Source organism: Flavobacterium alkalisoli, assembly GCF_008000935.1.
GTDB lineage: Bacteria > Bacteroidota > Bacteroidia > Flavobacteriales > Flavobacteriaceae > Flavobacterium > Flavobacterium alkalisoli.
Map to the genome: position 1 here is coordinate 804,858 of NZ_CP042831.1, position 25,201 is coordinate 830,058.

Here is a 25,201-nt window from a genome sequence, read left to right on the forward strand (position 1 = left end):
AGTTTTTAGTCCTTAGGACTGCTGATGCCCAGCTGCTCTTTTAATTTTTCAAGCTCACTGGTGGCCTTGGTCTTTTTAACGTCCACAGCCCTGTTTATTTCGTCATCAACAGACTTTGTTGAATTTGCAATTTCGCCATAAGCCTCTGCCAGTGCCTCTTCCTGATGCACTTTCTCCTTCATACGTTCCAGCAGTGATATGGTTCCGTTTGTATCAATTTTAGCCATTTGCTTGTTAAGGCTCTTGGTAGCGTCGGCCACCTTAACCCTTGAACGCAATATTTTAAGCTCGTTTTCCCATTTGCTTATATTCTGTTTAATGGTTTGCACATTGCCCTCCATCTGGATAACGTTCTGGTCAAACTTTTCCTTGTCGCCTTCGGCCCTTAACTGATGGCCTAAAGCTTCCTCCTTTTTAACCAGCGCTTCGGTTGCCAGGCGGTCGGCCTCTTCGGCTTCCATATCGCCTTTTTGTGCTTTCTTTAAAATAAGCATGGCTTTCTCGTTATAGTCTTCGGCCGTATTGCCGTATTGCTCAACTTCGTTTTTCGCACGAATACTCATGGCCTTCACCTGAGCAAGTGCCTCCAGGCTCTTGTCTAGATCCTCCTTCATGTCCCTAATACCCTGTTCGGTCATTTTTATAGGGTCTTCCATATTATCGATGGCGTGATGTACTTCTGCCTGCCCGATTTTAAATAGTCTCTTTAGAAATTTCATAGCTCTTAATTTTTTGAAAAGTTAATAATCTGTTCAGAATACTCACTCAACAGCAGGCTGAGCGAATTTAATGTTGCCTCAAACTCGTTTTTATCTAAATTTTCGAGCTGAAGGGAGTCTCTGAAAATTACTTTTCTCCCTGTATCGTCAAGAACAAATGCGCCGTGAATAATGTCGCGGTTTTTTTGAAGGAGCGCCTTAAAGACGACGTTATTAGCGTCTGGTTTGACCTCAAATAAGAACTGCTCAAAAATCACGATAGGATGTGCCACACATATAATAAGGTTAACAATACCATCCTGCTCGCTGTTTACCATAAAAATACCATTCTTGGCATTTTCATATTTTATTTCAAGCTGAAGGTCATTCAGGTAATTTTTCACCACTCCAAAATAATCTTTCATCATACAGGTATTAAATAATTTTATAAAACTCGTTTATTTAGCTTTTTTAAGCAAGTTAAGTTTTAAGTACTTTTTAACAGGATATGCAACTTTTTCACTTAACAAGCTCATTATATTAGCAATATTTGTTACCTTTGCTAATAATGTTAGTACAAATTTACAACAATTAACATAAATTGCAAATAAAATTAGCAAAAAATATTTTTTATGTTTGGAAAGAACCTCAAAAAAATACGCAGTGTAAGAAATATGAGTCAGCAGGAATTCTCAGAACTGTTTGATTTAAAGCGCGCTACGCTTGGAGCATACGAAGAAGAGCGCAGTAATCCTAAAATTGACACCGTGATAAAAATTGCTAATTATTTTAGCATTGGTTTGGAAGAACTACTAACGAAAGAGCTAACCGTAAACCGTTTATTACGCTTTAATGAGGCTATAACTACCGAATCATCCTACAATAATGATGATTTTGACACTATACCCTGTATAACAGAAGAAGTAAAAACAAGGTATTTGGATAACTTTGCTAATAATATTAGCAATGAAGACCTGCCAACGGTAAAATTACCCCATGTGACCGGCAAAGATAAAATGGCTTTTGTGATTGATGATCTTACCATGAGTGGCGGAACTAATGGCTTTTTTCCAAAAGATACTATAATAGGTGCAAATGTTCCGCTAACGGAATTAGCAAACCTTTCGGGTGAGTTAAGTGTAGTAATAACAAAAGACCAGCTTTATTTCAGGAAGCTTACCTATAATAATAATACCGTAATGCTAACCGCAAACCACCCCGGGGTGGAGCCCGTATTATTAAGCACCGGAGATATAAAAGCTGCATGGCGTATTATACATGTTTTTCGCTATACTATGCACAGCGACAGCAATGCTCTGGAACAGCGTTTGGCACAACTTGAAAACACTATTGCCTCGCTAAGACAAAAACCATGGTAGGTTAAACACTGTTTAATGTTTTATTAAAAAGATTAAACAAACGTTTTCTTTTAATTAATTTTATCCTTCAAATCAAAATTTAAAAAAGAAAAACTATGAAACTACAAGACATTTTTAAGCAAGCATTATTGTTAGTATTTTTTGCTGTTACATTAAATTCATGTAGTAGTGATGATGACAACAATATGGTTAACGAAGGTAACTCTATTGCTGACATTGCAGCCAAAACAGAGAATCTTAGTATTTTGACGCAGGCTTTAACAAAGGCCGATTTAACCTTAACCCTTGACGGTAGTGGTGAATTCACAGTATTTGCCCCTACAAATGCAGCTTTTACAGCATTTTTACAGGCAAAAGGGTTTGCTACATTAGATGATGTACCTACACCTGTACTTAAAGAAATATTACTTAACCATGTTATAAGTGGTGAAGTAACTTCATCTTCTATTTCTACAGGTTATGTAAAAACTTTAGCAAAAGGCAGCGCGTCTGCCGAAAACACATTAAGTATGTATATAAATACTGTTCAGGGAGTAGTACTTAATGGCGGTACAGCTAACGGCGGAGCAATGGTAACTTCTGCAGATATTATGGCAGATAATGGTGTGATACATATTGTAAATGGTGTTATAGACCTACCCACAATAGTAACACATGCAGTAGCAAATCCTGATTTCAGCATTTTAGTTCAGGCCTTAACAAGAAATGACCAGCCTGATTTTGCAGGAATATTATCAGGTACTGAAAATTCGCCATTCACAGTATTTGCCCCAAACAACACTGCGTTTGTTAGTTTACTTGCTGAACTTGAACTTACAGGTTTAAGTGATATCCCGCAGGCAGTATTAGAAAACACTCTAAAATATCATGTTGTAGTTAACAACAATGTATTAAGTACAGATCTTACTAATAATATGGAGGTAACTACATTCCAGGGAGATACATTTACTGTTAATCTTAACGGAGGTGCAACAATTACTGATGCTAACAACAGAACAAGTACGATTATTGCTACCGATGTACAGGCTTCTAATGGTGTTATTCATGCTATAAACACCGTTATATTACCAAGCTTATAAATTTAAAGTTAGGTTGATTATTGAAAAAGGGCTGTCTTAAAATAGACAGCCCTTTTTATTTACCAAACAGTAAAACATCGCTAACCAGTACTTCGGTTATGTATCGTTTCTCCCCGTTCTTATCGTCATAGCTCCTGTGGGTAAGCTTACCTTCAACCGCTATCTCTTTTCCTTTCTTTACATACTTTTCTATAATCTCCGCTGTTTTGCCCCAGGCGGTTACCGTGTGCCACTGTGTGTCGGTAACTTTTTCCCCTTTGTCGTTAAAATAGTTTTCGTTTGTGGCTATTATAAGCCTTGCCAGCTTTTTACCGGCTTCAAAAATTTTAATCTCAGGATCGTTACCTGCGTTACCTATTAACTGTACTTTGTTCTTTAATGCATTCATGGCTTTTCGTTTTAAATGTTATTGTTATTTGAATTGTACACAGCAAAGATGCTGCACCATGAAAACTTTAACCGGTTTTTAACTATTTACTATCGGTTATAACTATTTGTAAACGTTTGTAAACGGAAATAATTCGTACATTTAGAATTCATATTCACTTTATGAATTTAAAAGACATTCTTAATCACTCGGCAGGGGCAATCATAAGACACAAAAATCCTTTTAAAAAATTGCCCGTTCCTAAAAATAAGAGAGAGTTACCCCAGGAATTTATCAATAAATGGGTCGCACCTTGTTATATGGATTTATTAAGCCGAGAACATAACCAAGGCCTAATAATTCGTTTAACGGAACGAAAAAATGAAATAACAAGTGATGTAATAGATAATTGTTTAGGCGACTTTAACTGGCGTTCAAGGCAAACAGGAGCTTATTTTGCTGCCGTTACTAACAGAAATGAATATGTAAAAAGTATAGGAAACCTTCTTTTAAAAAGCGAAGTATGTTATGCCGGTAAAGTGTATTGTTTAGTACTCGCCTATTTTAATACTAAAGAGAGTGTAACTTTTTTAAACACCTATTTAAAATTTTATCTAAAACAGCCTGATTTATGGTTTGATCAAAAAGAAGCAATGCAGGCTTTAGCTTATCTTGACAAGGTTAACGGCACAAACAACCTTTTAAAGCATTATGATAACTGGATAAAGTTTATTGAAAACAAACCAAACTGGGAAAAAGATATAACTACTGAATTTATTGAAAATAATATTGCAATTATAGAGGCTATTAATAAAAGAAATATTTAAAATTTATGCAGATTGAAATTAATAAGGTTGAACTACGCAACCTTCAGATTGAGGATTACAAACAGTTAAAGATTTCCATGCAGCATGCCTATAACGACATGGAAGAACCTTACTGGACGGAGAAGGATATTGAAAAACTGCTGAAAATTTTCCCCGAAGGGCAACTTGTAATTTTAGTGGACGGAAAAGTGGTGGGTTCTGCCCTGTCGCTTATTGTTGACTATAAAAAAGCCACATCGGTACACACGTATGATAAGATTACGGGTAACTCTTCCTTCAAAACACACGATTATGATGGCGAGGTATTATATGGTATAGATGTTTTTATACACCCTGAATACCGCGGACTGCGTTTAGGCAGGCGTTTATATGATGCCCGAAAAGAACTGTGCGAACAACTTAACCTTAAGTCCATAATATTTGCCGGAAGAATTCCTAACTACAATGAGCACGCTAAGGATCTTACCCCAAAACAATATATAGATAAGGTGCGCCTAAAGGAACTGCATGACCCTGTACTGTCCTTTCAGTTAAGTAACGACTTTCATGTTATACGTGTAATGCGCAATTACCTTGAAGGCGATAAGAGCTCACAGGAGTATGCGGTATTGATGGAATGGAATAATATCTATTACGACAAAAGCCCTAAACTTATTAATACCCGTAAAAGCGTTGTGCGTTTAGGACTGGTACAATGGCAAATGCGCCCGTTAGCAAATTTGGAGGCATTGTTTGAGCAGGCCGAATTCTTTATCGATGCCGTATCAGGTTATGGTAGTGACTTTGCCCTGTTCCCGGAACTGTTTGTGGCTCCGCTTATGGCCGACTTTAACCACCTTAGCGAAGCCGATGCAATTAGGGAAATTTCGCGTTATTGCGAGCCTATCAAAAAGCGTTTTCAGGAAATGGCTATTTCCTATAATATAAATATCATTACCGGAAGTATGCCGCTATTTGAAAACGGCCACCTGTATAATGTAGGTTTCCTTTGTAAGAGAGACGGTAGTAGTGAAATGTATTCTAAAATACACATAACACCTAACGAAGTGCATTACTGGGGTATGAAGGGCGGAAGTGAGATCAAGACCTTTGATACCGATTGTGGTAAAATAGGGATTATGATATGCTATGATGTGGAGTTTCCGGAACTTTCAAGACTGATGTCTGACGAAGGTATGGAAATACTGTTTGTGCCTTTCCTTACCGATACCCAAAACGGTTATACCCGCGTAAAACACTGTGCCCAGGCACGTGCCATAGAAAACGAATGTTATGTTGCCATTGCCGGATGTGTAGGAAACCTGCCAAGGGTAAACAACATGGACATACAGTATGCGCAAACAGCTGTATTTACCCCGTCTGACTTTGCTTTTCCTTCTAACGGAGTAAAAGCAGAAACAACCCCTAATACAGAGATGACCCTAATCGTAGACATTGACCTCGATTTATTGAAAGAGCTGCACGAATATGGTAGTGTACGTATTTTAAAAGACCGTAGGCATGACTTGTATAAAATAAAAAAGGTAACACCTGCAAAGGCTGAAACTACAGAAAATAAAACAACCAAAAAATAATAAGGATGCCAAGAACCTGTCCGGAATGTGGAGATGTTATTGTAGGCCGCGAAGACAAAAAGTTTTGCAGCGATGCCTGCCGCAATGCCTTTAACAACAAAATAAATAAAGACAGTAATAACTATATGCGTAATATTAATAACCGATTGCGCAAAAACTACCGTATACTTGCATCACTAAATACCGAAGGCAAAACAAAAACCACAAAATCCAAGCTGGTAAGCAAAGGGTTTGATTTTGATTATTTTACTAACCTGCTGCATACCAAAACAGGTAACACTTACTATTTTGTGTATGAGCAGGGTTATATGCCTTTGGAAAACGATTATTATATACTGGTTAAAAAAGAAGTTTCACAATAATGCAGATATCAATTTTAGGGATTGGATGGTTGGGGCTGCCATTGGCACAGTCATTACTTCAAAAAGGATTTACAGTTAAGGGATCAGTCACTTCGGCTGAAAAGCTGGAATTACTGAAAGAACATAATATTATTCCTTATCAGGTTTCACTAACAGCTAACACCGTTGAAGGAGACATTGCTAATTTCCTTAGCAAAAGTGATGTGCTTATTATAAACATCCCTCCAAAGCTTCGTAATGCCGATAGTGAAAACTTTACAGATAAGATTAAAGCTCTTATTCCTTACATAGAACAATCGGGTATAGAAAAAGTGCTTTTTGTAAGTTCCATTTCTGTTTATGGTGAAAAGAACGCAGGTATAGTTACCGAAGAGACTACTCCGTTCCCTGATACAGAATCAGGAAAACAATTACTGGAAACCGAGAAGCTTTTATCAGAAAACAAGAAATTCAAAACAACCCTATTGCGTTTTGCAGGGCTGATAGGCGCGGAAAGGCATCCTGTTTATCATCTTGCAGGAAAAGAGAATTTACCAAATGCCAACACTCCTGTTAACCTTATTGACAGAAATGATTGTGTAGCTGTGATAGAAAAGATTATCGAAAAAAACACTTGGGAAGAAACTTTTAATGCTGCCAGTCCGGAACATCCTACACGAAAAGAATATTATACCAAAAAAGCAAAGGAATTAAACTTAACTGCCCCAACCTTTCTTACTGACGATAAGAAAGAAGGAAAAATTATTTCTTCTGAAAAAATAACTTCCGTGTTGGGACACCTGTTTAATAATTTATAAAAGTGGAGAACCATACAGACAAAATCTGTACAGTTTCCACTCAATAAATTAAAGTAAGGTGATTTGGTTTTTCAAATAACGTATAACTAACGCTTAATAATATACGGATATCCGTAATTATTGCTATTTTTTTAAGAATTTTATGTAAATAAAAAAGCAGGAAAGGGTATTTCCTGCTTTTTTATTAAAGATATCCCTGTTTTCGGGCTGTACGAATTAAATCTTCATCATCGCCTTTTACATCCAGTAGCCGTTTAAGTTTATATTTTCTTTTTTCTATGGCACTGGCAGAAAGCGGTATATATTTTTCAAGATTTTTGTTTTTTATTCCTTTGGAAAGCAGTTGTATTATCTTCATATCGGTCGCATCGAGAACAATCCCGTTTTCGGCACGTTTTATAAAGTCAGCAACTGTTTTAGAACGAAAAACCTCATTAGAGAGCACTTTACCAAACCCATTTACAAGTTCATCAGTACTACAATCACTCTTATTAATAAATCCTTCAGGGTTTATTTTTTGCAAAATCCTATCCATGATGTCCATTTCTTTATGCATAGTCATCATAATTATTTTACAGTCGGGCATCTGGTTACGAATAAGCATAGCAATATCTGCACCGGAGAATAATTTTTTCTCGGCAAAATGTGGTATACTATAATCTATAACCGCTACATCAAAAGGCGTGGTGCTGCTTGTTACAGCATCATAGCCAGTTTTACAGTCAGTTGCTTTAGTAAAAAATAATCCGTGGGGAGGAGTTACTTCTAAATTTCTAAAGATTGAGTGGTAGCCTTCAAGAACCACCACATGATCGTCAATGGCAAGAACATGCAACGAATTTTTCAATCGGCGTTATCATTTTATTTTTTAGCTTTAACAAATTTAAATGTTAAATACATACAATCATTACGGGAAACCCGCAATTAACACTTTTGTTTGTATGTGCTTAAAAAACAAAAACCTATGAAAAATTCATAGGTTTTTGTTTTATTTTTTCTGTAAGAATTATTCTACCAAATTTTTACTCTGTCATCCGGTGCTAAATACATACCATTACCCTCTTTAATATTGAAAGCTTTATAGAAAGCATCAATATTTTGAAGAGGCACATAAGCCCTGTACATACCCGGTGAGTGCGGATCGGTTTTAACCTGATTTTTAATAGCCTCATCTCTCATTTTTGTTCTCCAGATAGTAGCCCATGAAATAAAGAAACGCTGCTCAGGAGTGTACCCGTCTATTAACCCTGGGTTTCCGTGCTCTTTAAGATAAAGTTGTAAACCATCAAAAGCAGCATTTACACCTCCAAGGTCACCAATGTTTTCTCCTAAAGTAAATTTACCGTCTACATAGATACCCGGTAATGGTTGTAACTTGCTGTACTGATCTGCTAAAGCACCTCCAAGACCTGTAAACTGATCAAGATCGGTATCACTCCACCAGTTAACAAGGTTACCATCTGCATTATAACGTGAACCGCTATCATCAAAACCGTGAGATATTTCGTGGCCTATTACTGCACCAATGCCTCCGTAGTTTACAGCTTCGTCTGCCTTATAATCGTAGAATGGCGGCTGTAATATACCGGCAGGGAATACAATTTCGTTATAAGCAGGATTAAAGTAAGCATTTACAATTTGAGGAGCCATGTGCCACTCATCTTTATTAACCGGCTTTTTAAGATCTTCTTTATCCTGATTAAATCTCCAGCGTGCAATAGCTTTCATGTTAGCAAAATAAGTACCTCCTTCTTCAGGCCCTTTAACGGTAAGCTGAGAATAATCTTTCCATTTATCAGGGTAACCTATCTTAACTCTAAGTCTTCTTAATTTGTCAATAGCATTTTGCTTCGTGCTCTTTGCCATCCATGGCAGGTTATTGATACGGTTCTCATAAGCAAGTATTACATTTTTAATCATGCTTTCTGCTTTTACCTTAGCCTCTGCAGGGAATTTTTTCTCAACATAAAGTTTACCAAGGGCTTCTCCTATTGTACCGTTAACCGTTTGCAGTGCATTCTTATCGCGGCTTTCCTCTTTAAGTGCACCTCTAAGTGTTTTATTGTAAAACTCCCAGTCGGCAGTTTCTATATCAGTAGTAAGATATCCTGAAGACTTGTTTATAAGTGTCCATTTCAGGTAATCTTTCCATGTTTTTACATCTCCTTTAGCTAAAATAGCCTGTAGAGCTTTCATATATCTTGGCTGAGATACCACAAGAGTATCTATGTTTCCTATACCTGTATCGTTAAGGAATTTTTTCCAGTCTACTATTGGTGTAAGTCCTCTAAGATCGTTTACAGCCATTGGGTTATAGGTTTTCCTGTCATCACGACGCTCTACCCTGTCAAGTCTTGGCTCAGCCATAGCAGTCTCAAGAGCTACAATTCTTTTTGCAGCATCTTTTGCATCCTTATCGCTGTAGTCAATATATTTAAGCATTCTTGCAACATGCTGCTCATACTTTTCTTTTTTCTCTTTAGAATCGTCATCGTCAGAAACGTAGTAATCCCTGTCCGGTAAACCAAGAGCACCAGGCCCTATATAAAGTACATTCTTATTACTGTCTTTAGCATCAGCTCCTACACCTAAATTAAAAAATCCAAGGCCTCCTTCCGGTTCCATATCACTAAGTAATTGTTGCAGGCCGTGTACATCCTTAACCTGGTCAATTCTTCTTAAATAAGGCTGTATAGGTGCTATTCCTGATTTATTACGGGCAACAGTATCCATAATAGACCTGTATAGCCTTCCTGCCTTACCGGCATCAGTATCTGCAGTATAGTTGCGGTTAGCAGCTGCTTCCTTAAGTATTTGCAGCGCATCGTTATTGGTATTCTCTCTTAGCTCATCAAAGCTACCCCAACGGGTTTTGTTTCCGGGAATCTCTGTCTGGTCTATCCAGGTTCCGTTCACATATCTGAAAAAGTCATCTGCAGGGCTAACTTTCTTATCCATATAAGACAGGTTAATACCATGTGTTTCCTGCTTTTGCGCACTACAAATACCTGTACCTAATACAAGTGCTGCAGCAGCAATTTTAAAATTTTTATCTAATTTCATCTTTTAAAGTTTAAACCTTCGGTTACAAAAATATAAAGTTAACATAAATAGCATTGCTTAAATCTGTTAAATATATCGTTTTCGGCAATTTAACAATGCATAAGTCATAATAAACAAGCTGTAATAGACTACTGTTTTGTAGTTTTGTGAAAAATATATCCAAACATGCTTTCATTCTTTAAAAAATACAGGACTTTTTTCGTTGTATTCTTTATACTCTCAGCAATAATACTGGTATTATTTTACTCGGCATTAAAGCCTCAAAAAAGGCTTCAGGTTTACAATCCGTCCGATGTAAATCCGGAACTTGTAGACACTACTATACAGTACGTTGCACGCGACCATAAAATTGCAGACTTTGCCTTTGTTAACCAAAACGGAGATACCATTACTCAAAAGGACTATGAGGGTAAAGTATATGTTGCCGATTTCTTTTTCACTACCTGCCCTACCATTTGCCCTATAATGACAGATAATATGGTGTGGCTGCAGGACAAAATCAAAGACAACCCCAATGTTATGCTGTTATCACATTCGGTTACTCCCGATATTGACAGTCCTGAAGTTCTAAAGGATTATGCGGAAAAGAAAGGGGTTATAGAAAATGGCAGATGGAACCTGGTAACAGGAGATAAAAAAGACATTTATTACATAGCCCGAAAATCATATCTGGCAGTAAAAACCACTACTTCAGATGAGTTGTATGATATGGTACATACCGAGAATTTTATACTGGTAGACCAGAAAGGAAGGATTCGTGGTTTTTATAACGGAACCAACTTAGACCAGGAAGTGGAAGGCGAAAAAAATGTTAAACAACTGCTGGAAGATATTAATTGGCTTTGCGAGCACGAAAAGTGATGCTAATTGAATATTAATTCATAATTTTGCAGTCTTAATTTATTCTAAATAAGCTTTGAAAACTTCACTTGCAGGGCTAAAAAAAGGACAAAAGGCCATCATTACCGATTTTAATATTGATGCCATCCCGTTAAAGTTACTTGAAATGGGGTGCCTTCCCGGCAATTTTGTGGAACTTTTACAAGTTGCCCCCCTGGGGGATCCAATCTACATTAATGTAAACGACAGCCATGTAGCCATAAGGCTGGAAACTGCCGAAGAAATTGATGTTGAAATAATTGAAACGATTTAATGGCAGCCCAAAATCTAAAGATAGCCTTAATTGGCAATCCCAATACCGGAAAAACATCTGTTTTTAATCAGCTAACAGGTCTAAACCAGCAGGTAGGTAACTACCCAGGAATCACCGTTGAGCGAAAGCAGGGTTCGGTAAAGCTGCCGGGCAATATAAAAGGCACCATTATAGACCTTCCCGGTACTTATAGCCTTAATGCCAGCTCTATGGATGAGAATGTGGTTATAGAACTGCTTCTTAACCGTAACGATAAAGACTTTCCTGATGTGGCAGTAGTGGTTACCGATGTGGAAAACCTGAAACGAAACCTGCTGCTGTTTACCCAGATAAAAGACCTTGAAATCCCTACCATACTGGTTATAAACATGGCCGACAGGATGGAGCGTAAAGGTATTAGCCTGGATATACCTCATCTTGAACAGCACTTAAACACAAAGATTGCCCTTGTAAGCTCAAGAAAAGGAACTGGTATTGACGGACTGAAGAAACTTATAGTAAACTATGAATCCCTTTCTACCGAACCATGCCTTAATGCATCAGGTATAGATCCTGAATACTTTAATAAACTACGCAATGCTTTCCCTAACCAGTTGCTGTATAAACTTTGGCTGGTAATTACCCAGGACGTTAACTTTGGTGCACTGGAAAGAAACGAAATACAAAACAGCTCGTTTACAAAATCAAAATCTGAGCTTAAGCGATTACAGCAAAAAGAAACCATTAAGCGTTATCAGTTTATAAATGATGTGCTTAAGCAGGGCCAGACCATAGACTCCTCTAAAGCTAAAGACCTAAGGGCAAAGCTGGACAGGGTACTTACACACAAAGTGTTTGGTTATGTTATCTTCTTCTGTATACTCATGCTTATATTCCAGTCGATATTTGCATGGTCAGAAATTCCGATGGACTTTATAGACCGAAGCTTTACATGGTTAAGCTCATGGACCTCCAGAACCTTGCCCCCGGGCAAGCTCACCGAGCTTGTTGCCGATGGTATTATTCCGGGTATAGGCGGTGTGGTAATATTTATTCCGCAAATTGCCTTCCTGTTCCTGTTCATTTCCCTTTTAGAGGAAAGCGGTTATATGAGCCGTGTGGTTTTCCTGATGGATAAGATAATGAAACGCTTTGGCCTTAGCGGAAAAAGTATTGTTCCGTTAATATCGGGTACGGCCTGTGCCATCCCGGCTATTATGGCGGCAAGAAATATTGAGAACTGGCGTGAAAGGCTTATCACCATTTTGGTTACCCCTTTTACAACCTGTTCGGCAAGGTTACCGGTATACACCATACTTATTTCCCTTATTATCCCTAACAGGATGGTGTTGGGTGTTTTTAACCTTCAGGGTTTAACACTAATGCTGCTTTACCTTTTAGGTTTTGCAGGTGCCATACTTGCCGCATATATACTCAACCTTATATTAAAGGTACGTTTTAAAAGCTTTTTTGTGGCAGAGATGCCTAACTACAAACTCCCTATGTTTAAGAATGTGGGAATTAATGTGGTAGAAAAAACTAAAGCCTTTGTATTTGGTGCCGGTAAAATAATCCTTGCACTTTCCATTATCATTTGGTTTTTAGGATCTCACGGCCCGGGCGACAACTTTAAAAATGCTGAAGCCCATGTAAGACAGCAGCCACAATCTCTTTCGCTAACTGAACAGGAGTTAGACAACGAGATTGCCGGTTATCAGTTAGAAAATTCTTACATAGGTATTATGGGTAAAAGTATAGAACCAGCCATAACGCCTTTGGGTTACGATTGGAAAATTGGCATAGCAATTGTGTCTTCTTTTGCTGCAAGAGAGGTATTTGTTGGGACACTGGCTACCATATACAATATAGGCAGCAGTGACGACGATGCTACCATAAAACAACGCATGGATGCCGATGTCAGTCCGGTAACAGGTAAAAAGGTATTTAATTTTGCCACTGGTGTTTCACTGTTATTGTTTTATGCTTTTGCCATGCAGTGTATCAGTACGCTGGCTATAACCAAAAAAGAAACAAATTCCTGGAAATGGCCACTTATTCAGCTGTTTGGCATGAGTACTTTTGCTTATGTTGTATCGCTAATCGCCTACCAGTTATTAAAATAAATGAAAAAAATAGTTTTTGCTCTTTGTTGTAGTCTAATAATCGTTACGGGAGGGTATTCTCAAAATAAGCTGGACAAATCTAAAAATGAATTAAACCAGCAAAAAGATTTAAATACCGCCGCCCCTCAATCGTCATCTTCTTCGTCAGGAAATGGCGGCGATGGAGATGGTTCCATTTTATTAGAGCTTTTAGGAAAGATTGCTTTATTTACAGTTGGAATGTCAACAGTAGGGCACTATGGTGTAGAAAACCATCTTCATAATGAACTCACAGAGTACCCCTTTTACATTTCTGAACATGGTAACTATTTTGACCCCTTTTTGCATGAAAACGGCAACATAAATAATTTCAGGTTTGATGTTAAGGATAAGTTTCTGTATAATAACGGTAACCTTTTTGGCAATCATCTTGAAGCAAAACTGCGACCTTTTCAATACTTTTATATAAAAGCTGATTACTATCAGTTATTCGAATTTCAGGAACACAGTTCTGATAATCTTTCGTTATTCTATTTTAATTTGGGATACGACAGAATACGTTTAAAGCGTTTTAATTTAGGGTGGACGCTGGGTGCATCTTACATTGCCAACGATGTAAATAAGTTTGGCTTTTCATTTGGCGCCAATGCCGAATACTTCTGCAAAAGGAATATCAGCTTTTTAGCAGGAGCAAAATGGTCCTTTATAAACGAAAAGCCCGTTAATGCCTTTGAAATTGAAGGGCGTTTTCACAGGAAGAACTATTTTATAAGTGTGGGCTTTGAGCACCTTGATATTGCAACACCTAACTACAATTTTGCGACCTTAGGAGGAGGCATTTATTTATAATTATGGATGTACAGGAAATAGTAGTATATATACTTGTAGCTGGGGCAGCAGCCTTTCTGGTAAAGAAATTCTTTTTCAAAAAGAAAAAGAAATCAGGCTGCGGCAGCGACGACTGCGGCTGTCACTAAATTTTAGTGGGTGCCATTCCGTACCTTTTTTTAAAGGCATAGGAAAAGTGCGACATATCTTCAAATCCCACTTCGGGATAAATATCCGATACTGTCATCTTCTTTTCGGTAAGTAAATAATAGGCTTCCTGTAGCCTGCGCTGCACAAGCCACTTACCCGGTGAGATACTGAAGACTTTTTCAAAATCCCTTTTAAACCCTGAAAGACTTCTTCCAGTTAAATAGGCAAAACGGTTAACACCCACATTAAAGTGATAGTTTTGCTCCATAAAGGCTTCAAGGTCTATCTTTCCGGGATCGGTAAAATCAAAGAGTACATCCTTAATCTCAGGGCACAATTTAAGCAATAGCAAAATTGCCTCTTCCTGTTTAACCGGCAATAAGGGTGAACCCGGATATTTTAATACCGGCTCATATTCCCTTAACGAATTCATATAATTGGCAAGCACCGAATTGTTATCCAGAACAAGGCAGGAATTCCCCGATGATTTCCTTTCACTTTCATAGCCATACTTAAGACTGAAATTCTTTAATATTTCCTGAGAAAATGTAACGGAAACCGAACGGAACTCTCCTCCCTGCGGTGGCGTTTTTACATATTTAAGCAGCTGGTTGCGGCGGCAAAAGTAAAGCTGCCCCGCCTCCATGGTTACTGAATTGTTACCGTCGTTAAAAGTAGTGCTGCCCGATTCCACATAACCAAGCACATGATCGCTTATAAAATGTTCGCCCTGTCGGGATTCGGTAAAATAGCATGAAAATTTTATAGAAGGGAATACAGTTTTTTCCATAATATTTAAAGATACGTAAAAAGCAGCAGGTATAGTACTGCTGCTTTTAATCAAATAATTATACTAAAATAGTTTTTGGTTCAACATACTCTTCAAGGCCATACACTCCCATTTCCCTGCCTATACCAGATTGCTTGAATCCTCCAAAGGGAGCAAGTGGGTCATGGTAAAGTCCGTTAATAAGTACCCTTCCCGCTACAATTTGTGAAGCCACACGTTTAGCCCTCATCACATCCGATGAGCTTACATAGGCCTGTAGGCCGTAATCAGTATCGTTAGCAATCTCAATAGCCTCTTCCTCGGTTTTATAGGTAATAACAGAAAGTACCGGGCCAAATATTTCCTCACGGGCAATACGCATATCGTTAGTAACATTTACAAAAACTGTTGGCTTAACAAAGTTACCTGCCTCAAGGCCTTCCGGTTTTCCCGGGCCTCCCATTAGCAACTCGGCTCCTTCTTCCATACCCAATTGTATATATTCCTGTACCCTGTTATATTGTTTTTGGTTTACCATAGGGCCTAATACAGTAGTGGCATCAGCGGGGTTACCCACCTTTACCTGCTCTACAGTTTCCTTAAGGAGTTCCTTTACTTCGGCTATCTTACTTTCATGAACTAATAATCGTGTTCCTGCAATACAGGCTTGCCCGCTGTTCATATAGGCTGCCGAAACTGCCATAGGTATAGCGTCTTCAAGGTTAGCATCATCAAGAATAATATTAGGCGATTTTCCTCCCAGTTCCAGTGTTACCCGTTTCATGGTCTCTGCGGCACTACGCGCTATAAACTTACCAACTGCTGTAGAACCCGTAAAAGATATTTTTGCCACATCTCTGTGATTAACCAAAGTTGCCCCTACCACGTCACCACGACCGTTTACAATATTAAATACTCCTTTTGGCAACGCGGCTTCATGAAAACATTCCAGCAGTAACTGTGTTTGAAGCGCACTCATTTCACTGGGCTTTATCACTGCCGTACTGCCCGAAGCTATGGACATAGCCAGCTTGCTGCATATAAAACCGTTACTTGCATTCCACGGAGTTATGATACCTACCACTCCCAGCGGCTGCAACATAACTTTTGATTTGCCTACAATCTTTTGGAATTCGAATGTTTTTAATACTTCTATTGCAGAGGTAAATCCGGAAAGTGCATTTTGAATACTCATGGTACAAAAATGCAATGTCCCGCCATATTCCTTTACCATTACCTCTATAAGTTCACATTCTCTTTGCTTTACCACATCATAAAGCTTTTGCAGATAAGCAATGCGCTCCTCCTTTGTAGTTTGAGAAAAGGTTTTAAATGCTTCTTTGGCTGCTGCAACAGCCAGTTGGGTATCGGTTTCGTCACCAAGGATAACTTTGCCGATAAGTCCGTTATCTGTCGGACTAATTAAATCGAAAACTTCTGTTCCGTGCGGTTTTACAAACGCTCCGTTTACATAAATGGTGTCAATTGTTTTCATGTCTTAATTTTTTACAAAGTTCTGCCGCTTTTCAGCTTTTTACTTTGCTGAAAAGTCCAAGTTTACTTTGTTAAAAAGTTCACATGAATTTTAGTCCTTAATGATAAGTACAGGTATATCAACCTTATGCCTAACGGCATCTACGGTGGTACCAAAAATAAGATCCTTAAGCCAGTTATGTCCGTGAGCTCCTAAAATAAGGATATCATAATTCCCGCCTTCCTTATTTATTATGGCCGGAATCTGTTTTTTAGGACTACCAAAGCTTAACTCGGTAGCCACCTTATAACCTTTTTGTTCCAGACTCTTTTTATAGGCCTTAAGGTAATCCTTATCACTGGATGTCTCATAATCATGAGCCTGGTCGCCATACATCATGGCGCCTACCGTTTCCACAATATGGATAAGAGTATATTCGGCTTCCTTGCCTCCCATTTGCAACGCACTGGATATAGCACGGGTATCGGTTTTGGAAAAATCGAGTGCCAGGGCAATCTTCCTGTATTCCTTAATACCATTTTCATCGTTAACGATAATCTCATCAATATGCGGCACCAGTTTTTCCTGTTTGTGTTTTTTATGAATAAGTGGCCTGAAGATAATATACAGCAACAGTGCAGACGCACCTACTGCAAGCGGCACCACAAATACCCATATATATACAGGATTTTCTGAAGTAGCTACCCAACCTCTTATTTCATCAAATACCAGTTTGGCATTAAGCCCAACTATAACTAATGCTATGGCCCACGAAGCAATTTTGGTTACTGTACCTATTGCAAACTCATTCATCTTTTCCTTATCGCTTACAAAGTGTATCAGCGGGATAATGGCAAAACCTAACTGAAGACTCAAAATTACCTGACTGAGTAAAAGTAATTCTCCCGTTGCATCTTCTCCTAAATATACAATAGCAATAAAGGCCGGCACTATAGCCAGTAATCGGGTAACAATACGCCTTACCCAAGGCTGTATCCTGAGGCTAAGGTAGCCTTCCATAACAATTTGCCCGGCAAGCGTGCCCGTAATGGTAGAGCTTTGCCCGGCGGCAATAAGTGCGAGAGCGAACAATACCGAGGCCCAATCGGTACCCAACAGCGGAGCCAATAATTGATGGGCATCCTGTATGTCGGCCACCTCGTGCATACCATTATTAAAAAATGTGGCGGCGGCCAATATAAGTATAGCGGCATTTACAAAAAAGGCAAGATTTAAAGCTATAAGCGAATCTACAAAGTTATAGCGAATCGCCTGCTTAATGCCTTTAAAGGTTCGGTCAAACTTTCGGGTTTGTACCAGAGATGAATGCAGGTATAAGTTATGTGGCATAACCGTTGCCCCAATAATACCTATGGCAATATACAATGCTGCACTATTAGGAATTTCGGGTACCAGTCCTTTTACTATCTCACCCATCTGTGGTTTTGCAAAGAACATTTCGGCAAGGAAAGAAAAACCTATTATCCCGATAAGGGCAATTATAAAGGCTTCCATCTTTTTTATTCCTTTATTAAGCAGGAACAAAAGCAGGAAGGTATCCAGCATGGTAATGCTCACACCCCAAAGTAAAGGAATGTCAAACAAAAGCTGCAAACCTATTGCCATACCCAAAACTTCGGCAAGATCGCAGGCTGCAATGGCAATTTCTGCCAGTCCGTATAAAATATAATTGACGCCTTTAGGATAGGTTTCACGCGAGGCCTGAGCCAAATCGCGCCTGCTTACAATTCCAAGTCTGGCACTAAGGCTTTGCAGTAGCAGCGCCATAATGTTAGACATTAACAGTACCCACAACAGCTTATAGCCAAACTGGCTACCCCCGGCAAGATCGGTTGCCCAGTTACCCGGATCCATATAGCCCACACTTATCATATAGGCAGGTCCGAAAAAGGCAAGTATCTTTTTCCATACAGAGGTATTTTGTACAATATTTACCGACTCATGTACCTCTTCCAGGGAATGGCTGTTCTTTGTATTCATACTACACGGTTTTCACAAAAAGGTTGGCAGCGATCTTATAAGAAACGCTTAACTGCCTGTCGTTAACCTTTAGGGTAAGGGATTGATCAAAATGTTCTCGTGATACTATTTCTATAGAAGAACCCAAAGCAATTTGCTGTTTGTCCAGATACTGAAGGAAAGATGCGGAACTGTCCTTAACCCCAACACATATTACCTTTTGATGCAGTTCGGTTTCACTAAGCAACTGTTTTTCTACTTTGGCTATTTTACCTTCCCTATCCGGTATTGGGTCGCCATGCGGGTCTTCGGTTGGGAAATCAAGAAACTCATCCAGTTTATCAGTCAGTTTTTCCGATTTTATGTGTTCCAGCTGTTCGGCAACATCATGTACTTCATCCCATGAAAAGTCCAGCTTTTCTACCAGAAAAACTTCCCACAGGCGGTGCTTTCGCACTATCATAACGGCATGCTGCCTACCCTTATCGGTTAAGGAAACACCCTGATATTTTTTATAGATAACCAAGTCTTTTTCGGCCAGCTTCTTTACCATATCGGTTACCGATGATGGTTTACTGTCCATTTCGTTTGCAATTGCATTTGTAGTAATTCCTTTAGTGTTTCCTATAGAAAGATGATAGATAACCTTAAGGTAATTCTCCTCAGAATACGTCATTATAATATTAATTATTAAACAAATATAAATAATTAATTTGTTATGTTGAAAAACATTTTTAGTTTTGTCTAAAAATATAATTTGTTAAATGAAAAAAATAATTTACTCTTCCTTAATATTGTCCTTCTTCTTCTCGTGGTCTCAGGAGGAAAATATTACTATGCCTACTATCAATAAAGCATCGGGCATAGCAACCGCACAAACCACAGGAACAGTAAAAGGACAAATAACCGATAACGGCAGCCCTTTGCCGTATGCAAGCATACATGTAAAGGAAACAGGTTATGGAATTTCTGCCGATGAGAACGGAAACTACAGTATTAAGCTACCGGCAGGCAACTATACCCTCATGGTATCGGCCATAGGATATAAAACAAAAGAAAGAACAATAAACATAACAGCAAATAATGAAAGCCAGCTTAATATAGAACTGGAAACCTCTTCCCTAAATCTTGATCAGGTTGTTATTACTGCCAGCCGCAGTCAGGAAAGGAGACAGGAAGCCCCTGTTATTGTTACGGTAACCAATTCGGCAATACTGCAAAAAACAGAATCGTTAAGCCTTTCGGAAGGGCTTAATTTTCAGCCCGGTTTAAGGATGGAAACCAATTGCCAAAACTGCGGTTTCAGTCAGGTACGTATGAACGGGCTTGACGGGGCCTATTCACAAATACTTTTAGACAGCCGCCCGGTATTCTCTGCACTCAACGGAATATATGGTCTTGATCAAATCCCCACTAACATGATTGATCGTATTGAGGTTGTGCGCGGGGGCGGGTCGGCTTTATACGGTTCCAATGCTATTGCAGGAACCATAAATATTATTACTAAAGATCCTGTTGAAAACAATTTTGAGATAAACAGCCATCTTGGCCTTATAGATGGTAAACAGCCCGATAAGGCGCTAACCCTTAACGGAACGGTTCTTAATGAAGACCTCACTTTAGGCATGCAGGTTTTTGGGATGCTGCGCGACAGGAATCCCTATGATGCCAACGGTGACGGCTTCACCGAGATTACAAGAATGGAAAACCGAACCTTTGGCTTTAAGGCTTTTCAACGTTACCAGAACAGGAGAAAACTAACCCTGGACTTCCATACCATTAATGAATTCAGGAGAGGGGGAAGCCAGTTAGACTTACAGCCTTTTGAATCGGACATTACCGAACAGATACGCTCTAAAATGACAGGAGGTGGTGTTACCTACGAATTCTCTAATGAGGATATGAACAATAAATATTCACTATATGCCAATGCACAGCAGTCTAAAAACGAGAACTTTTATGGTGGCCGTGCCAATGACGAATTCGGGAATATTGATTATGAAGAAAGCATTAGAGGTTTTGGAAATACCGAAGTAACGACCTATATAACCGGTGCACAATGGATACATAACCAGGAAAGCTTTTTGGGTGGAAGAGGTACATTTACAGCGGGATCTGAATATAAAAGGGAAGAAATGACCGATCGTAAACCGGGATACAATGCCTTTGTGAACCAACAGCTTAACATACTGGGCATATATGCTCAGGAAGAATGGAAAGTAAACCAAAGATTAAAACTACTGGGAGGGCTGCGTGCCGATTTCCATAATGCAGCTCAGGAAGATGTTGTTTTTAACCCCCGCCTAAACATACTTTACGATATTAAAAAGAACCTGCAATGGCGAACAAGCTATGCTAAAGGTTTCCGTGCCCCACAGGTGTTTTCGGAAGATATACATGCCCGTATCGCTGCGGGAGAAGTTAGCCTTATACGGCTGTCTGACAATCTGAAATCGGAAACTTCAAACAGTTTCCTTACTTCTCTCGACTGGAGCAAAACTACCGAACACCTGGAAGCCGGAGCCACAATAGAGGCTTTTTACACCCGCCTTAATAATCCGTTTATACTGGAGCAGGTAGGAGAAACGCTTTGGGAAAAACGCAACGGCAAAGGTGCCGATGTATACGGTATTAATATTGAAGGAAAATTTGCCCCTAACGAAAAATGGCAGATGCAGGCCGGAGCCACACTTCAAAAAGCTTTATACAGCGAAGCCGTAGACTGGAGCGATAACCTTGAGAATACCAACAGGAACTTTTTCCGATCACCTAATTTTTACGGGAACATGATAGTTACCTATGCTCCTAAAAAAGAGTTTCAAAACAACCTTACACTTGTCTATACCGGCAGTATGTATGTACCTCATTATGCCGGATATATAGCCAATGATGAGCTTAAAAAAACAGAAGGCTTCACTGAGGTAAGCTGGAAATCATCGTACACATTTACGCTTCAGGATCAGTTTGAGTTACAGCTTAGCGGTGGTATACAAAACATCTTTAATGCCTACCAAAAGGATTTTGACCTTGGCGTAGACAGGGATGCCAGTTACATTTACGGTCCGGGAAGGCTGCGAACCATTTTTGTAGGTGTAAAAATAGGTACGAACCTGTAATAAGAGTTACTCATATCACTGGGCTTATAAGAATAAATGCTTACATTTATCTTATAAGCCTTTTGTGTTTATCCGTCTATGAAGCATTACTATTATATTTTTACAGGAGCAGGGTTATCGTCCTTAATGACAGTGTATAAAATGGCACTATCAGGCAGGTTTAACGATAAGTCTGTTTTGCTTATAGACAGCAATTCTAAAAACACAAACGACCGTACCTGGTGTTTTTGGGAACAGGGCAAAGGCAAATGGGACAACATAGTGAGCAAAAACTGGGATACTGCATGGTTTTCCGCTAAATCGTTTAAAAAAGAACTGGATTTTGGCGATTATCAGTACAAAATGGTTCGCGGACTCGATTTCTACGCTTTTATTTTCAACGAACTGAAGCAACATCCCAATATTGAATTTGCCAATCAGAAAGTTGTGGATTTTGCCGATCTACAAACCCATGTTCTGGTTAAAACGGAAACAGAGAACTACACTTGTAACAAACTCTTTAACAGCATATACAATCCTGATATCCCTAAAAAAGGAAAACACCCTGTATTGCAACAACACTTTAAGGGCTGGTTTATTAAAACCAATACTCCTGTTTTTGATGACAGCAAAGCTACCTTTATGGATTTCAGCATTCCTCAAAAAGGCAATACCCGCTTTATGTATGTTCTACCCGTTTCATCAACCGAAGCCCTGATTGAATATACCTTATTTTCAGAACACCTGCTTCCAGAGGAAGAGTATGATAGTGCCATTAAGGACTATATAACTGGCTTAGGAATTACTTACTATGAAATAGCTGATAAAGAAAAAGGCAGCATCCCCATGACGGTATATCCGTTTTGGAAAAACAATACACAAAACATAATGCATATAGGCAGTGCCGGAGGATGGACAAAAGCCTCAACCGGGTATACCTTTAAAAACAGTGATAAACAGTCTGAAAAACTTATCCGCTTTTTAGAGCAGGAAAATGATTTGAGGAAATTTTACAAAACCAACCGTTTTTGGTTTTACGACCTCTTATTACTGGATATACTATACCGCACCAATGAAAAAGGCAGTGAGATATTCGCTGCCCTGTTCAAAAAGGGAAATGCATCCCCTGTATTTAAGTTCCTTGATGAGGAAACCTCATTAAGTGAAGATCTGTCTGTAATTGCTAAATGCCCGAAGAGCCTTTTTATAAAGGCCCTTCTGAGAAACATATTTAGAATTTAAAGCTCACACCCGAGTAAAGCCCTATAAAGTAAGGCCTGAAATTACCCGAACTTCCGTTAAAGGTATTTACCTGATATTTAAAGGTAGGCTCGAAGTTAGCTTCAAATGATTTCCAGAAACTATATTTAAATCCAACACCAAGGTTGGTACTAAAGTTCACGTCGTTAAGGTTTCCGGCTTCTCCTACCTCAGTGCTGTAACCCTGATCAGAAACCACGCTTATGTTATTATCGTTTAGGAACAATGTACTAAAACCACCTATAAGCTCAATACCAAACTTTTTATTCAGCAGTTTGTAAGACATTTCCAGCGGCACCTCTATATAACCCATCTTCTGTACCATTTGCCCTTCAAAGTTTTGGTTGGCAAAAGTATTGGAAGCAAACAGTATCGGTGCCGTGCCTGAAGTAGGTGTAAGTCCTGCTATATCTCCGTTTCCGTTTTGAGTCTCTATAACTATATTAGCCGACCTGCTGCCTGCCGATACTATATTATTTGTTTGCCCGTCTAACGAAGCATAATAAGTAATATCGTTAGTAGAGTAGCTAAGGTTTACCGTGTTGATACCCGAACGTATGGAAATCTTATCATTTATGGCATAATCCAACCCTACACCATAACTCATATCGGCATCATAATTTTTACTGTTTGATGCAAACTGCGCATCAATAGGAGAACCCTGCGACATTGAGTTATAAAATAACGGAGCCACCTGAGGCTTAACATTCCACTTGTAGTTTTTAACCGCCTCGGCAATAGCCTCATCTTTTTCTCCCTCTTCTTTTTCCCTAAGCAGTTTTTCAAGCTCATTCTCCTCCTCCACAACAGCAGTGTCTACAGTAGCTTCAGCATCCGCAACTTCCGATTCGTTTCCGTTTATCAGTTGGTTAAGCTTACTTTCTTTTTCAGCATCATCAAACTGTATGCTGTTTTCGTCAGTAGTGTTGTTATCATTCTGGATATCGATCTTATCAGAATTTACAGGGGTATTATTATTTGCCACACCCTGATTGTTTTCCTTTTGTAATACGTCTAACTTATCTGTATCGGTAGTAATGCCGCTTCTATTTTCGTTACCGGAAGCAGTATTGCCATTACTCTTAGTATTCGTTTTGCCCTGAGCAATCCTTTCTTCCTGAGTAAGTAATTTATCTTGAGTTACAGGGGAAGTAATATTTTCATTACCCGATTTTGTTTTACTACTGGTTTTACCTGATTTATTACTACCTGTTCCCATCACTACGGCATCCTGTTGCTTTACAGAACCCATAACCGTAGCACCTTGGTTTCCTGATGTAGCATTCACTCCCGAATTTGTTGTTTCGTTTTCAGTAGCCGAAGCAGCATTACCGGTTTGGTTAGTACCACCCTGTGTAACCGCGCTTTCGGTATCGGGTACAATAGCGCCGTTACCGTTTTGATCTCCGCCGTTTGAATTTTGCTTGGCAGCATCCTCTTCCTGTACTACCGGATTCACAACCGGATCTGTAACTGTATCGTGGTTACCGTTAATAATAGGCCACGAAAGCATAAGCCCTATTACAAATAGTGCCGCAATGCCGCCTACCCTGTACCACCATATAGGAATAACCCTTCGTTTCTTTTTATCCTTTTGCAGTTCTGCCTCAATGTTTTTCCACATGTTTTCCGGTGGAGCCACATCAAAGTCCTTAAACTTCTCCTGGAATAATCTGTCTATGTGTTTTTTCTCACTCATTTTGCCGAATGAACTTTTGTGTTGCCCTTATGGGCTTCAATTTTCTCCTTCAATATTATCCTTGCCCTGGCAAGGTTAGATTTAGAGGTGCCTATTGTTATATTAAGCATCTCTGCAATTTCTTTATGCGAAAACCCGTCGGTTACATACAGGTTAAAAACCATCCTGTACCTGTCGGGCAGTTCCTGAATAATGGCGAGCAAAAAATCCATGGAAATGTTGTCTTCCTCAATTTCCATAGTGTCTTCCTCGTCAGGAATGTTCTCATTAACCAGTTCTACAACACCCTGTGTCCTGTATTTTTGAAGAACGTTGTTTACCATTACCCTTTTTGCCCAACCCTCAAACGAGCCCTGAAAACGGAACTGGTCTATTTTTTTAAAGATCAGTAAAAATCCGTCCTGCAAATTATCCTGAGCATCGGCATAATTGCGCGAGTATTTAAGGCATACCGCAAACAGCTTAGAGGCGTATAGCCTGTAAAGCTGTTCCTGCGCCTTAATACTGTTGTTTTGGCAATCATGTATTATCTGCTCAAGACCCAAGGGTTTTATGTATTATAAATT

Annotated in this window: 24 protein-coding genes; 13 read left to right on the forward strand and 11 right to left on the reverse strand. The window is 39.0% G+C overall.

From position 1 onward, the window contains the following. Positions 1–5 precede the first annotated feature (5 nt). Both FUA48_RS03430 and FUA48_RS03435 read right to left on the reverse strand, forming a co-directional pair. Positions 6–719: a PspA/IM30 family protein gene (locus FUA48_RS03430; protein WP_147582172.1), complete on the reverse strand. Its 714-nt coding sequence runs from the start codon at positions 717–719 to the stop codon at positions 6–8. A 5-nt stretch (positions 720–724) separates the two neighbouring features. Then, positions 725–1,123: a YbjN domain-containing protein gene (locus FUA48_RS03435; RefSeq protein WP_129750648.1), complete on the reverse strand. Its 399-nt coding sequence runs from the start codon at positions 1,121–1,123 to the stop codon at positions 725–727. A 207-nt stretch (positions 1,124–1,330) separates the two neighbouring features. Here FUA48_RS03435 and FUA48_RS03440 point away from each other — a divergent pair, with 207 nt between their 5' ends. Both FUA48_RS03440 and FUA48_RS03445 read left to right on the forward strand, forming a co-directional pair. After that, positions 1,331–2,077 carry a helix-turn-helix domain-containing protein gene (locus FUA48_RS03440; protein WP_147582174.1) on the forward strand — a complete coding sequence of 249 codons (747 nt, stop codon included), beginning with the start codon at positions 1,331–1,333 and terminating at the stop codon, positions 2,075–2,077. Positions 2,078–2,172: 95 nt separating this feature from the next. Then, positions 2,173–3,156 (forward strand): fasciclin domain-containing protein, encoded by a 984-nt coding sequence (locus tag FUA48_RS03445; RefSeq protein ID WP_147582176.1) that lies wholly within the window; start codon positions 2,173–2,175, stop codon positions 3,154–3,156. Between the two features lie 55 nt (positions 3,157–3,211). Here the strand turns inward: FUA48_RS03445 and FUA48_RS03450 are convergent, their stop codons facing one another. Next, a complete protein-coding gene (locus FUA48_RS03450) occupies positions 3,212–3,544 on the reverse strand; it encodes a single-stranded DNA-binding protein (RefSeq protein WP_147582179.1) in 333 nt (110 codons plus the stop codon). Positions 3,545–3,705: 161 nt separating this feature from the next. On the opposite strand from FUA48_RS03450, the gene FUA48_RS03455 reads away from it, so the two are divergent. From FUA48_RS03455 to FUA48_RS03470, 4 genes are read left to right on the forward strand one after another with little or no spacing between them, the layout of a single operon-like run. Further along, positions 3,706–4,350 carry a DUF6000 family protein gene (locus tag FUA48_RS03455; RefSeq protein ID WP_147582181.1) on the forward strand — a complete coding sequence of 215 codons (645 nt, stop codon included), beginning with the start codon at positions 3,706–3,708 and terminating at the stop codon, positions 4,348–4,350. A 5-nt stretch (positions 4,351–4,355) separates the two neighbouring features. After that, positions 4,356–5,924 carry a bifunctional GNAT family N-acetyltransferase/carbon-nitrogen hydrolase family protein gene (locus FUA48_RS03460; protein ID WP_129750470.1) on the forward strand — a complete coding sequence of 523 codons (1,569 nt, stop codon included), beginning with the start codon at positions 4,356–4,358 and terminating at the stop codon, positions 5,922–5,924. Between the two features lie 5 nt (positions 5,925–5,929). After that, positions 5,930–6,286 carry a hypothetical protein gene (locus tag FUA48_RS03465; RefSeq protein ID WP_147582182.1) on the forward strand — a complete coding sequence of 119 codons (357 nt, stop codon included), beginning with the start codon at positions 5,930–5,932 and terminating at the stop codon, positions 6,284–6,286. Continuing rightward, a complete protein-coding gene (locus tag FUA48_RS03470) occupies positions 6,286–7,083 on the forward strand; it encodes an SDR family oxidoreductase (protein WP_147582184.1) in 798 nt (265 codons plus the stop codon). Before FUA48_RS03465 ends, FUA48_RS03470 begins: the two co-directional genes overlap by 1 nt. Positions 7,084–7,267: 184 nt before the next feature. Here FUA48_RS03470 and FUA48_RS03475 read toward each other — a convergent pair whose 3' ends face one another. Beyond that, positions 7,268–7,930, reverse strand: coding sequence for a response regulator (locus FUA48_RS03475; RefSeq protein WP_129750473.1), 663 nt, complete (start codon positions 7,928–7,930; stop codon positions 7,268–7,270). A gap of 164 nt (positions 7,931–8,094) precedes the next feature. After that, a complete protein-coding gene (locus FUA48_RS03480) occupies positions 8,095–10,146 on the reverse strand; it encodes a M13 family metallopeptidase (protein WP_147582186.1) in 2,052 nt (683 codons plus the stop codon). 165 nt (positions 10,147–10,311) lie between these two features. Here FUA48_RS03480 and FUA48_RS03485 point away from each other — a divergent pair, with 165 nt between their 5' ends. The 5 genes from FUA48_RS03485 to FUA48_RS03505 are packed head-to-tail and all read left to right on the forward strand — an operon-like array spanning position 10,312 to position 14,357. After that, positions 10,312–11,007: an SCO family protein gene (locus tag FUA48_RS03485; protein ID WP_147582188.1), complete on the forward strand. Its 696-nt coding sequence runs from the start codon at positions 10,312–10,314 to the stop codon at positions 11,005–11,007. 55 nt (positions 11,008–11,062) lie between these two features. Then, positions 11,063–11,299 (forward strand): FeoA family protein, encoded by a 237-nt coding sequence (locus tag FUA48_RS03490; RefSeq protein WP_129750476.1) that lies wholly within the window; start codon positions 11,063–11,065, stop codon positions 11,297–11,299. Then, positions 11,299–13,401, forward strand: a complete 2,103-nt coding sequence (feoB, locus tag FUA48_RS03495; protein WP_147582190.1) for a ferrous iron transport protein B — start codon at positions 11,299–11,301, stop codon at positions 13,399–13,401. The genes FUA48_RS03490 and feoB overlap by 1 nt, the downstream gene beginning before the upstream one ends. Further along, complete coding sequence (locus FUA48_RS03500; protein ID WP_147582192.1) at positions 13,402–14,229, forward strand: hypothetical protein; 828 nt, start codon at positions 13,402–13,404, stop codon at positions 14,227–14,229. A 2-nt stretch (positions 14,230–14,231) separates the two neighbouring features. Further along, entirely contained in the window at positions 14,232–14,357 is a 126-nt protein-coding gene (locus FUA48_RS03505; RefSeq protein WP_147582194.1) for a FeoB-associated Cys-rich membrane protein, read from the forward strand. Here the strand turns inward: FUA48_RS03505 and FUA48_RS03510 are convergent. The 4 genes from FUA48_RS03510 to FUA48_RS03525 form a co-directional block, all read right to left on the reverse strand. Continuing rightward, positions 14,354–15,148, reverse strand: a complete 795-nt coding sequence (locus tag FUA48_RS03510) for a helix-turn-helix domain-containing protein (RefSeq protein WP_147582196.1) — start codon at positions 15,146–15,148, stop codon at positions 14,354–14,356. The two genes, FUA48_RS03505 and FUA48_RS03510, sit on opposite strands and share 4 nt — an antisense overlap. A gap of 58 nt (positions 15,149–15,206) precedes the next feature. Beyond that, positions 15,207–16,622 carry an aldehyde dehydrogenase family protein gene (locus tag FUA48_RS03515; protein WP_147582197.1) on the reverse strand — a complete coding sequence of 472 codons (1,416 nt, stop codon included), beginning with the start codon at positions 16,620–16,622 and terminating at the stop codon, positions 15,207–15,209. A 90-nt stretch (positions 16,623–16,712) separates the two neighbouring features. Next, positions 16,713–18,602, reverse strand: coding sequence for an Nramp family divalent metal transporter (locus tag FUA48_RS03520; RefSeq protein ID WP_147582200.1), 1,890 nt, complete (start codon positions 18,600–18,602; stop codon positions 16,713–16,715). Between the two features lies 1 nt (position 18,603). Beyond that, positions 18,604–19,257, reverse strand: a complete 654-nt coding sequence (locus FUA48_RS03525; protein ID WP_129750483.1) for a metal-dependent transcriptional regulator — start codon at positions 19,255–19,257, stop codon at positions 18,604–18,606. 88 nt (positions 19,258–19,345) lie between these two features. On the opposite strand from FUA48_RS03525, the gene FUA48_RS03530 reads away from it, so the two are divergent. Together FUA48_RS03530 and FUA48_RS03535 are read left to right on the forward strand one after the other, a co-directional pair. Then, on the forward strand, positions 19,346–21,697 hold the full coding sequence (locus FUA48_RS03530) for a TonB-dependent receptor (RefSeq protein WP_147582202.1): 2,352 nt from the start codon (positions 19,346–19,348) through the stop codon (positions 21,695–21,697). Between the two features lie 78 nt (positions 21,698–21,775). Then, positions 21,776–22,918, forward strand: coding sequence for a lycopene cyclase family protein (locus tag FUA48_RS03535; protein WP_147582204.1), 1,143 nt, complete (start codon positions 21,776–21,778; stop codon positions 22,916–22,918). Here FUA48_RS03535 and FUA48_RS03540 read toward each other — a convergent pair. Both FUA48_RS03540 and FUA48_RS03545 read right to left on the reverse strand, forming a co-directional pair. Beyond that, complete coding sequence (locus FUA48_RS03540; protein ID WP_147582206.1) at positions 22,908–24,635, reverse strand: PorT family protein; 1,728 nt, start codon at positions 24,633–24,635, stop codon at positions 22,908–22,910. The genes FUA48_RS03535 and FUA48_RS03540 overlap by 11 nt on opposite strands. Continuing rightward, on the reverse strand, positions 24,632–25,180 hold the full coding sequence (locus tag FUA48_RS03545) for an RNA polymerase sigma factor (protein ID WP_147582208.1): 549 nt from the start codon (positions 25,178–25,180) through the stop codon (positions 24,632–24,634). The genes FUA48_RS03540 and FUA48_RS03545 overlap by 4 nt, the downstream gene beginning before the upstream one ends. Between the last annotated feature and the right edge of the window lie 21 nt (positions 25,181–25,201).

Bases quoted from the DNA above. Each gene is read 5' to 3' on its own strand.
- FUA48_RS03450 (WP_147582179.1), bottom strand. From the start codon at position 3,544: ATGAATGCATTAAAGAACAAAGTACAGTTAATAGGTAACGCAGGTAAC.
- FUA48_RS03480 (WP_147582186.1), bottom strand. From the start codon at position 10,146: ATGAAATTAGATAAAAATTTTAAAATTGCTGCTGCAGCACTTGTATTA.
- FUA48_RS03460 (WP_129750470.1), top strand. From the start codon at position 4,356: ATGCAGATTGAAATTAATAAGGTTGAACTACGCAACCTTCAGATTGAG.
- FUA48_RS03470 (WP_147582184.1), top strand. From the start codon at position 6,286: ATGCAGATATCAATTTTAGGGATTGGATGGTTGGGGCTGCCATTGGCA.
- FUA48_RS03500 (WP_147582192.1), top strand. From the start codon at position 13,402: ATGAAAAAAATAGTTTTTGCTCTTTGTTGTAGTCTAATAATCGTTACG.
- feoB (WP_147582190.1), top strand. From the start codon at position 11,299: ATGGCAGCCCAAAATCTAAAGATAGCCTTAATTGGCAATCCCAATACC.
- FUA48_RS03505 (WP_147582194.1), top strand. From the start codon at position 14,232: ATGGATGTACAGGAAATAGTAGTATATATACTTGTAGCTGGGGCAGCA.
- FUA48_RS03430 (WP_147582172.1), bottom strand. From the start codon at position 719: ATGAAATTTCTAAAGAGACTATTTAAAATCGGGCAGGCAGAAGTACAT.
- FUA48_RS03535 (WP_147582204.1), top strand. From the start codon at position 21,776: ATGAAGCATTACTATTATATTTTTACAGGAGCAGGGTTATCGTCCTTA.
- FUA48_RS03525 (WP_129750483.1), bottom strand. From the start codon at position 19,257: ATGACGTATTCTGAGGAGAATTACCTTAAGGTTATCTATCATCTTTCT.
- FUA48_RS03485 (WP_147582188.1), top strand. From the start codon at position 10,312: ATGCTTTCATTCTTTAAAAAATACAGGACTTTTTTCGTTGTATTCTTT.
- FUA48_RS03540 (WP_147582206.1), bottom strand. From the start codon at position 24,635: ATGAGTGAGAAAAAACACATAGACAGATTATTCCAGGAGAAGTTTAAG.
- FUA48_RS03515 (WP_147582197.1), bottom strand. From the start codon at position 16,622: ATGAAAACAATTGACACCATTTATGTAAACGGAGCGTTTGTAAAACCG.
- FUA48_RS03445 (WP_147582176.1), top strand. From the start codon at position 2,173: ATGAAACTACAAGACATTTTTAAGCAAGCATTATTGTTAGTATTTTTT.
- FUA48_RS03510 (WP_147582196.1), bottom strand. From the start codon at position 15,148: ATGGAAAAAACTGTATTCCCTTCTATAAAATTTTCATGCTATTTTACC.
- FUA48_RS03455 (WP_147582181.1), top strand. From the start codon at position 3,706: ATGAATTTAAAAGACATTCTTAATCACTCGGCAGGGGCAATCATAAGA.
- FUA48_RS03465 (WP_147582182.1), top strand. From the start codon at position 5,930: ATGCCAAGAACCTGTCCGGAATGTGGAGATGTTATTGTAGGCCGCGAA.
- FUA48_RS03440 (WP_147582174.1), top strand. From the start codon at position 1,331: ATGTTTGGAAAGAACCTCAAAAAAATACGCAGTGTAAGAAATATGAGT.
- FUA48_RS03520 (WP_147582200.1), bottom strand. From the start codon at position 18,602: ATGAATACAAAGAACAGCCATTCCCTGGAAGAGGTACATGAGTCGGTA.
- FUA48_RS03530 (WP_147582202.1), top strand. From the start codon at position 19,346: ATGAAAAAAATAATTTACTCTTCCTTAATATTGTCCTTCTTCTTCTCG.
- FUA48_RS03435 (WP_129750648.1), bottom strand. From the start codon at position 1,123: ATGAAAGATTATTTTGGAGTGGTGAAAAATTACCTGAATGACCTTCAG.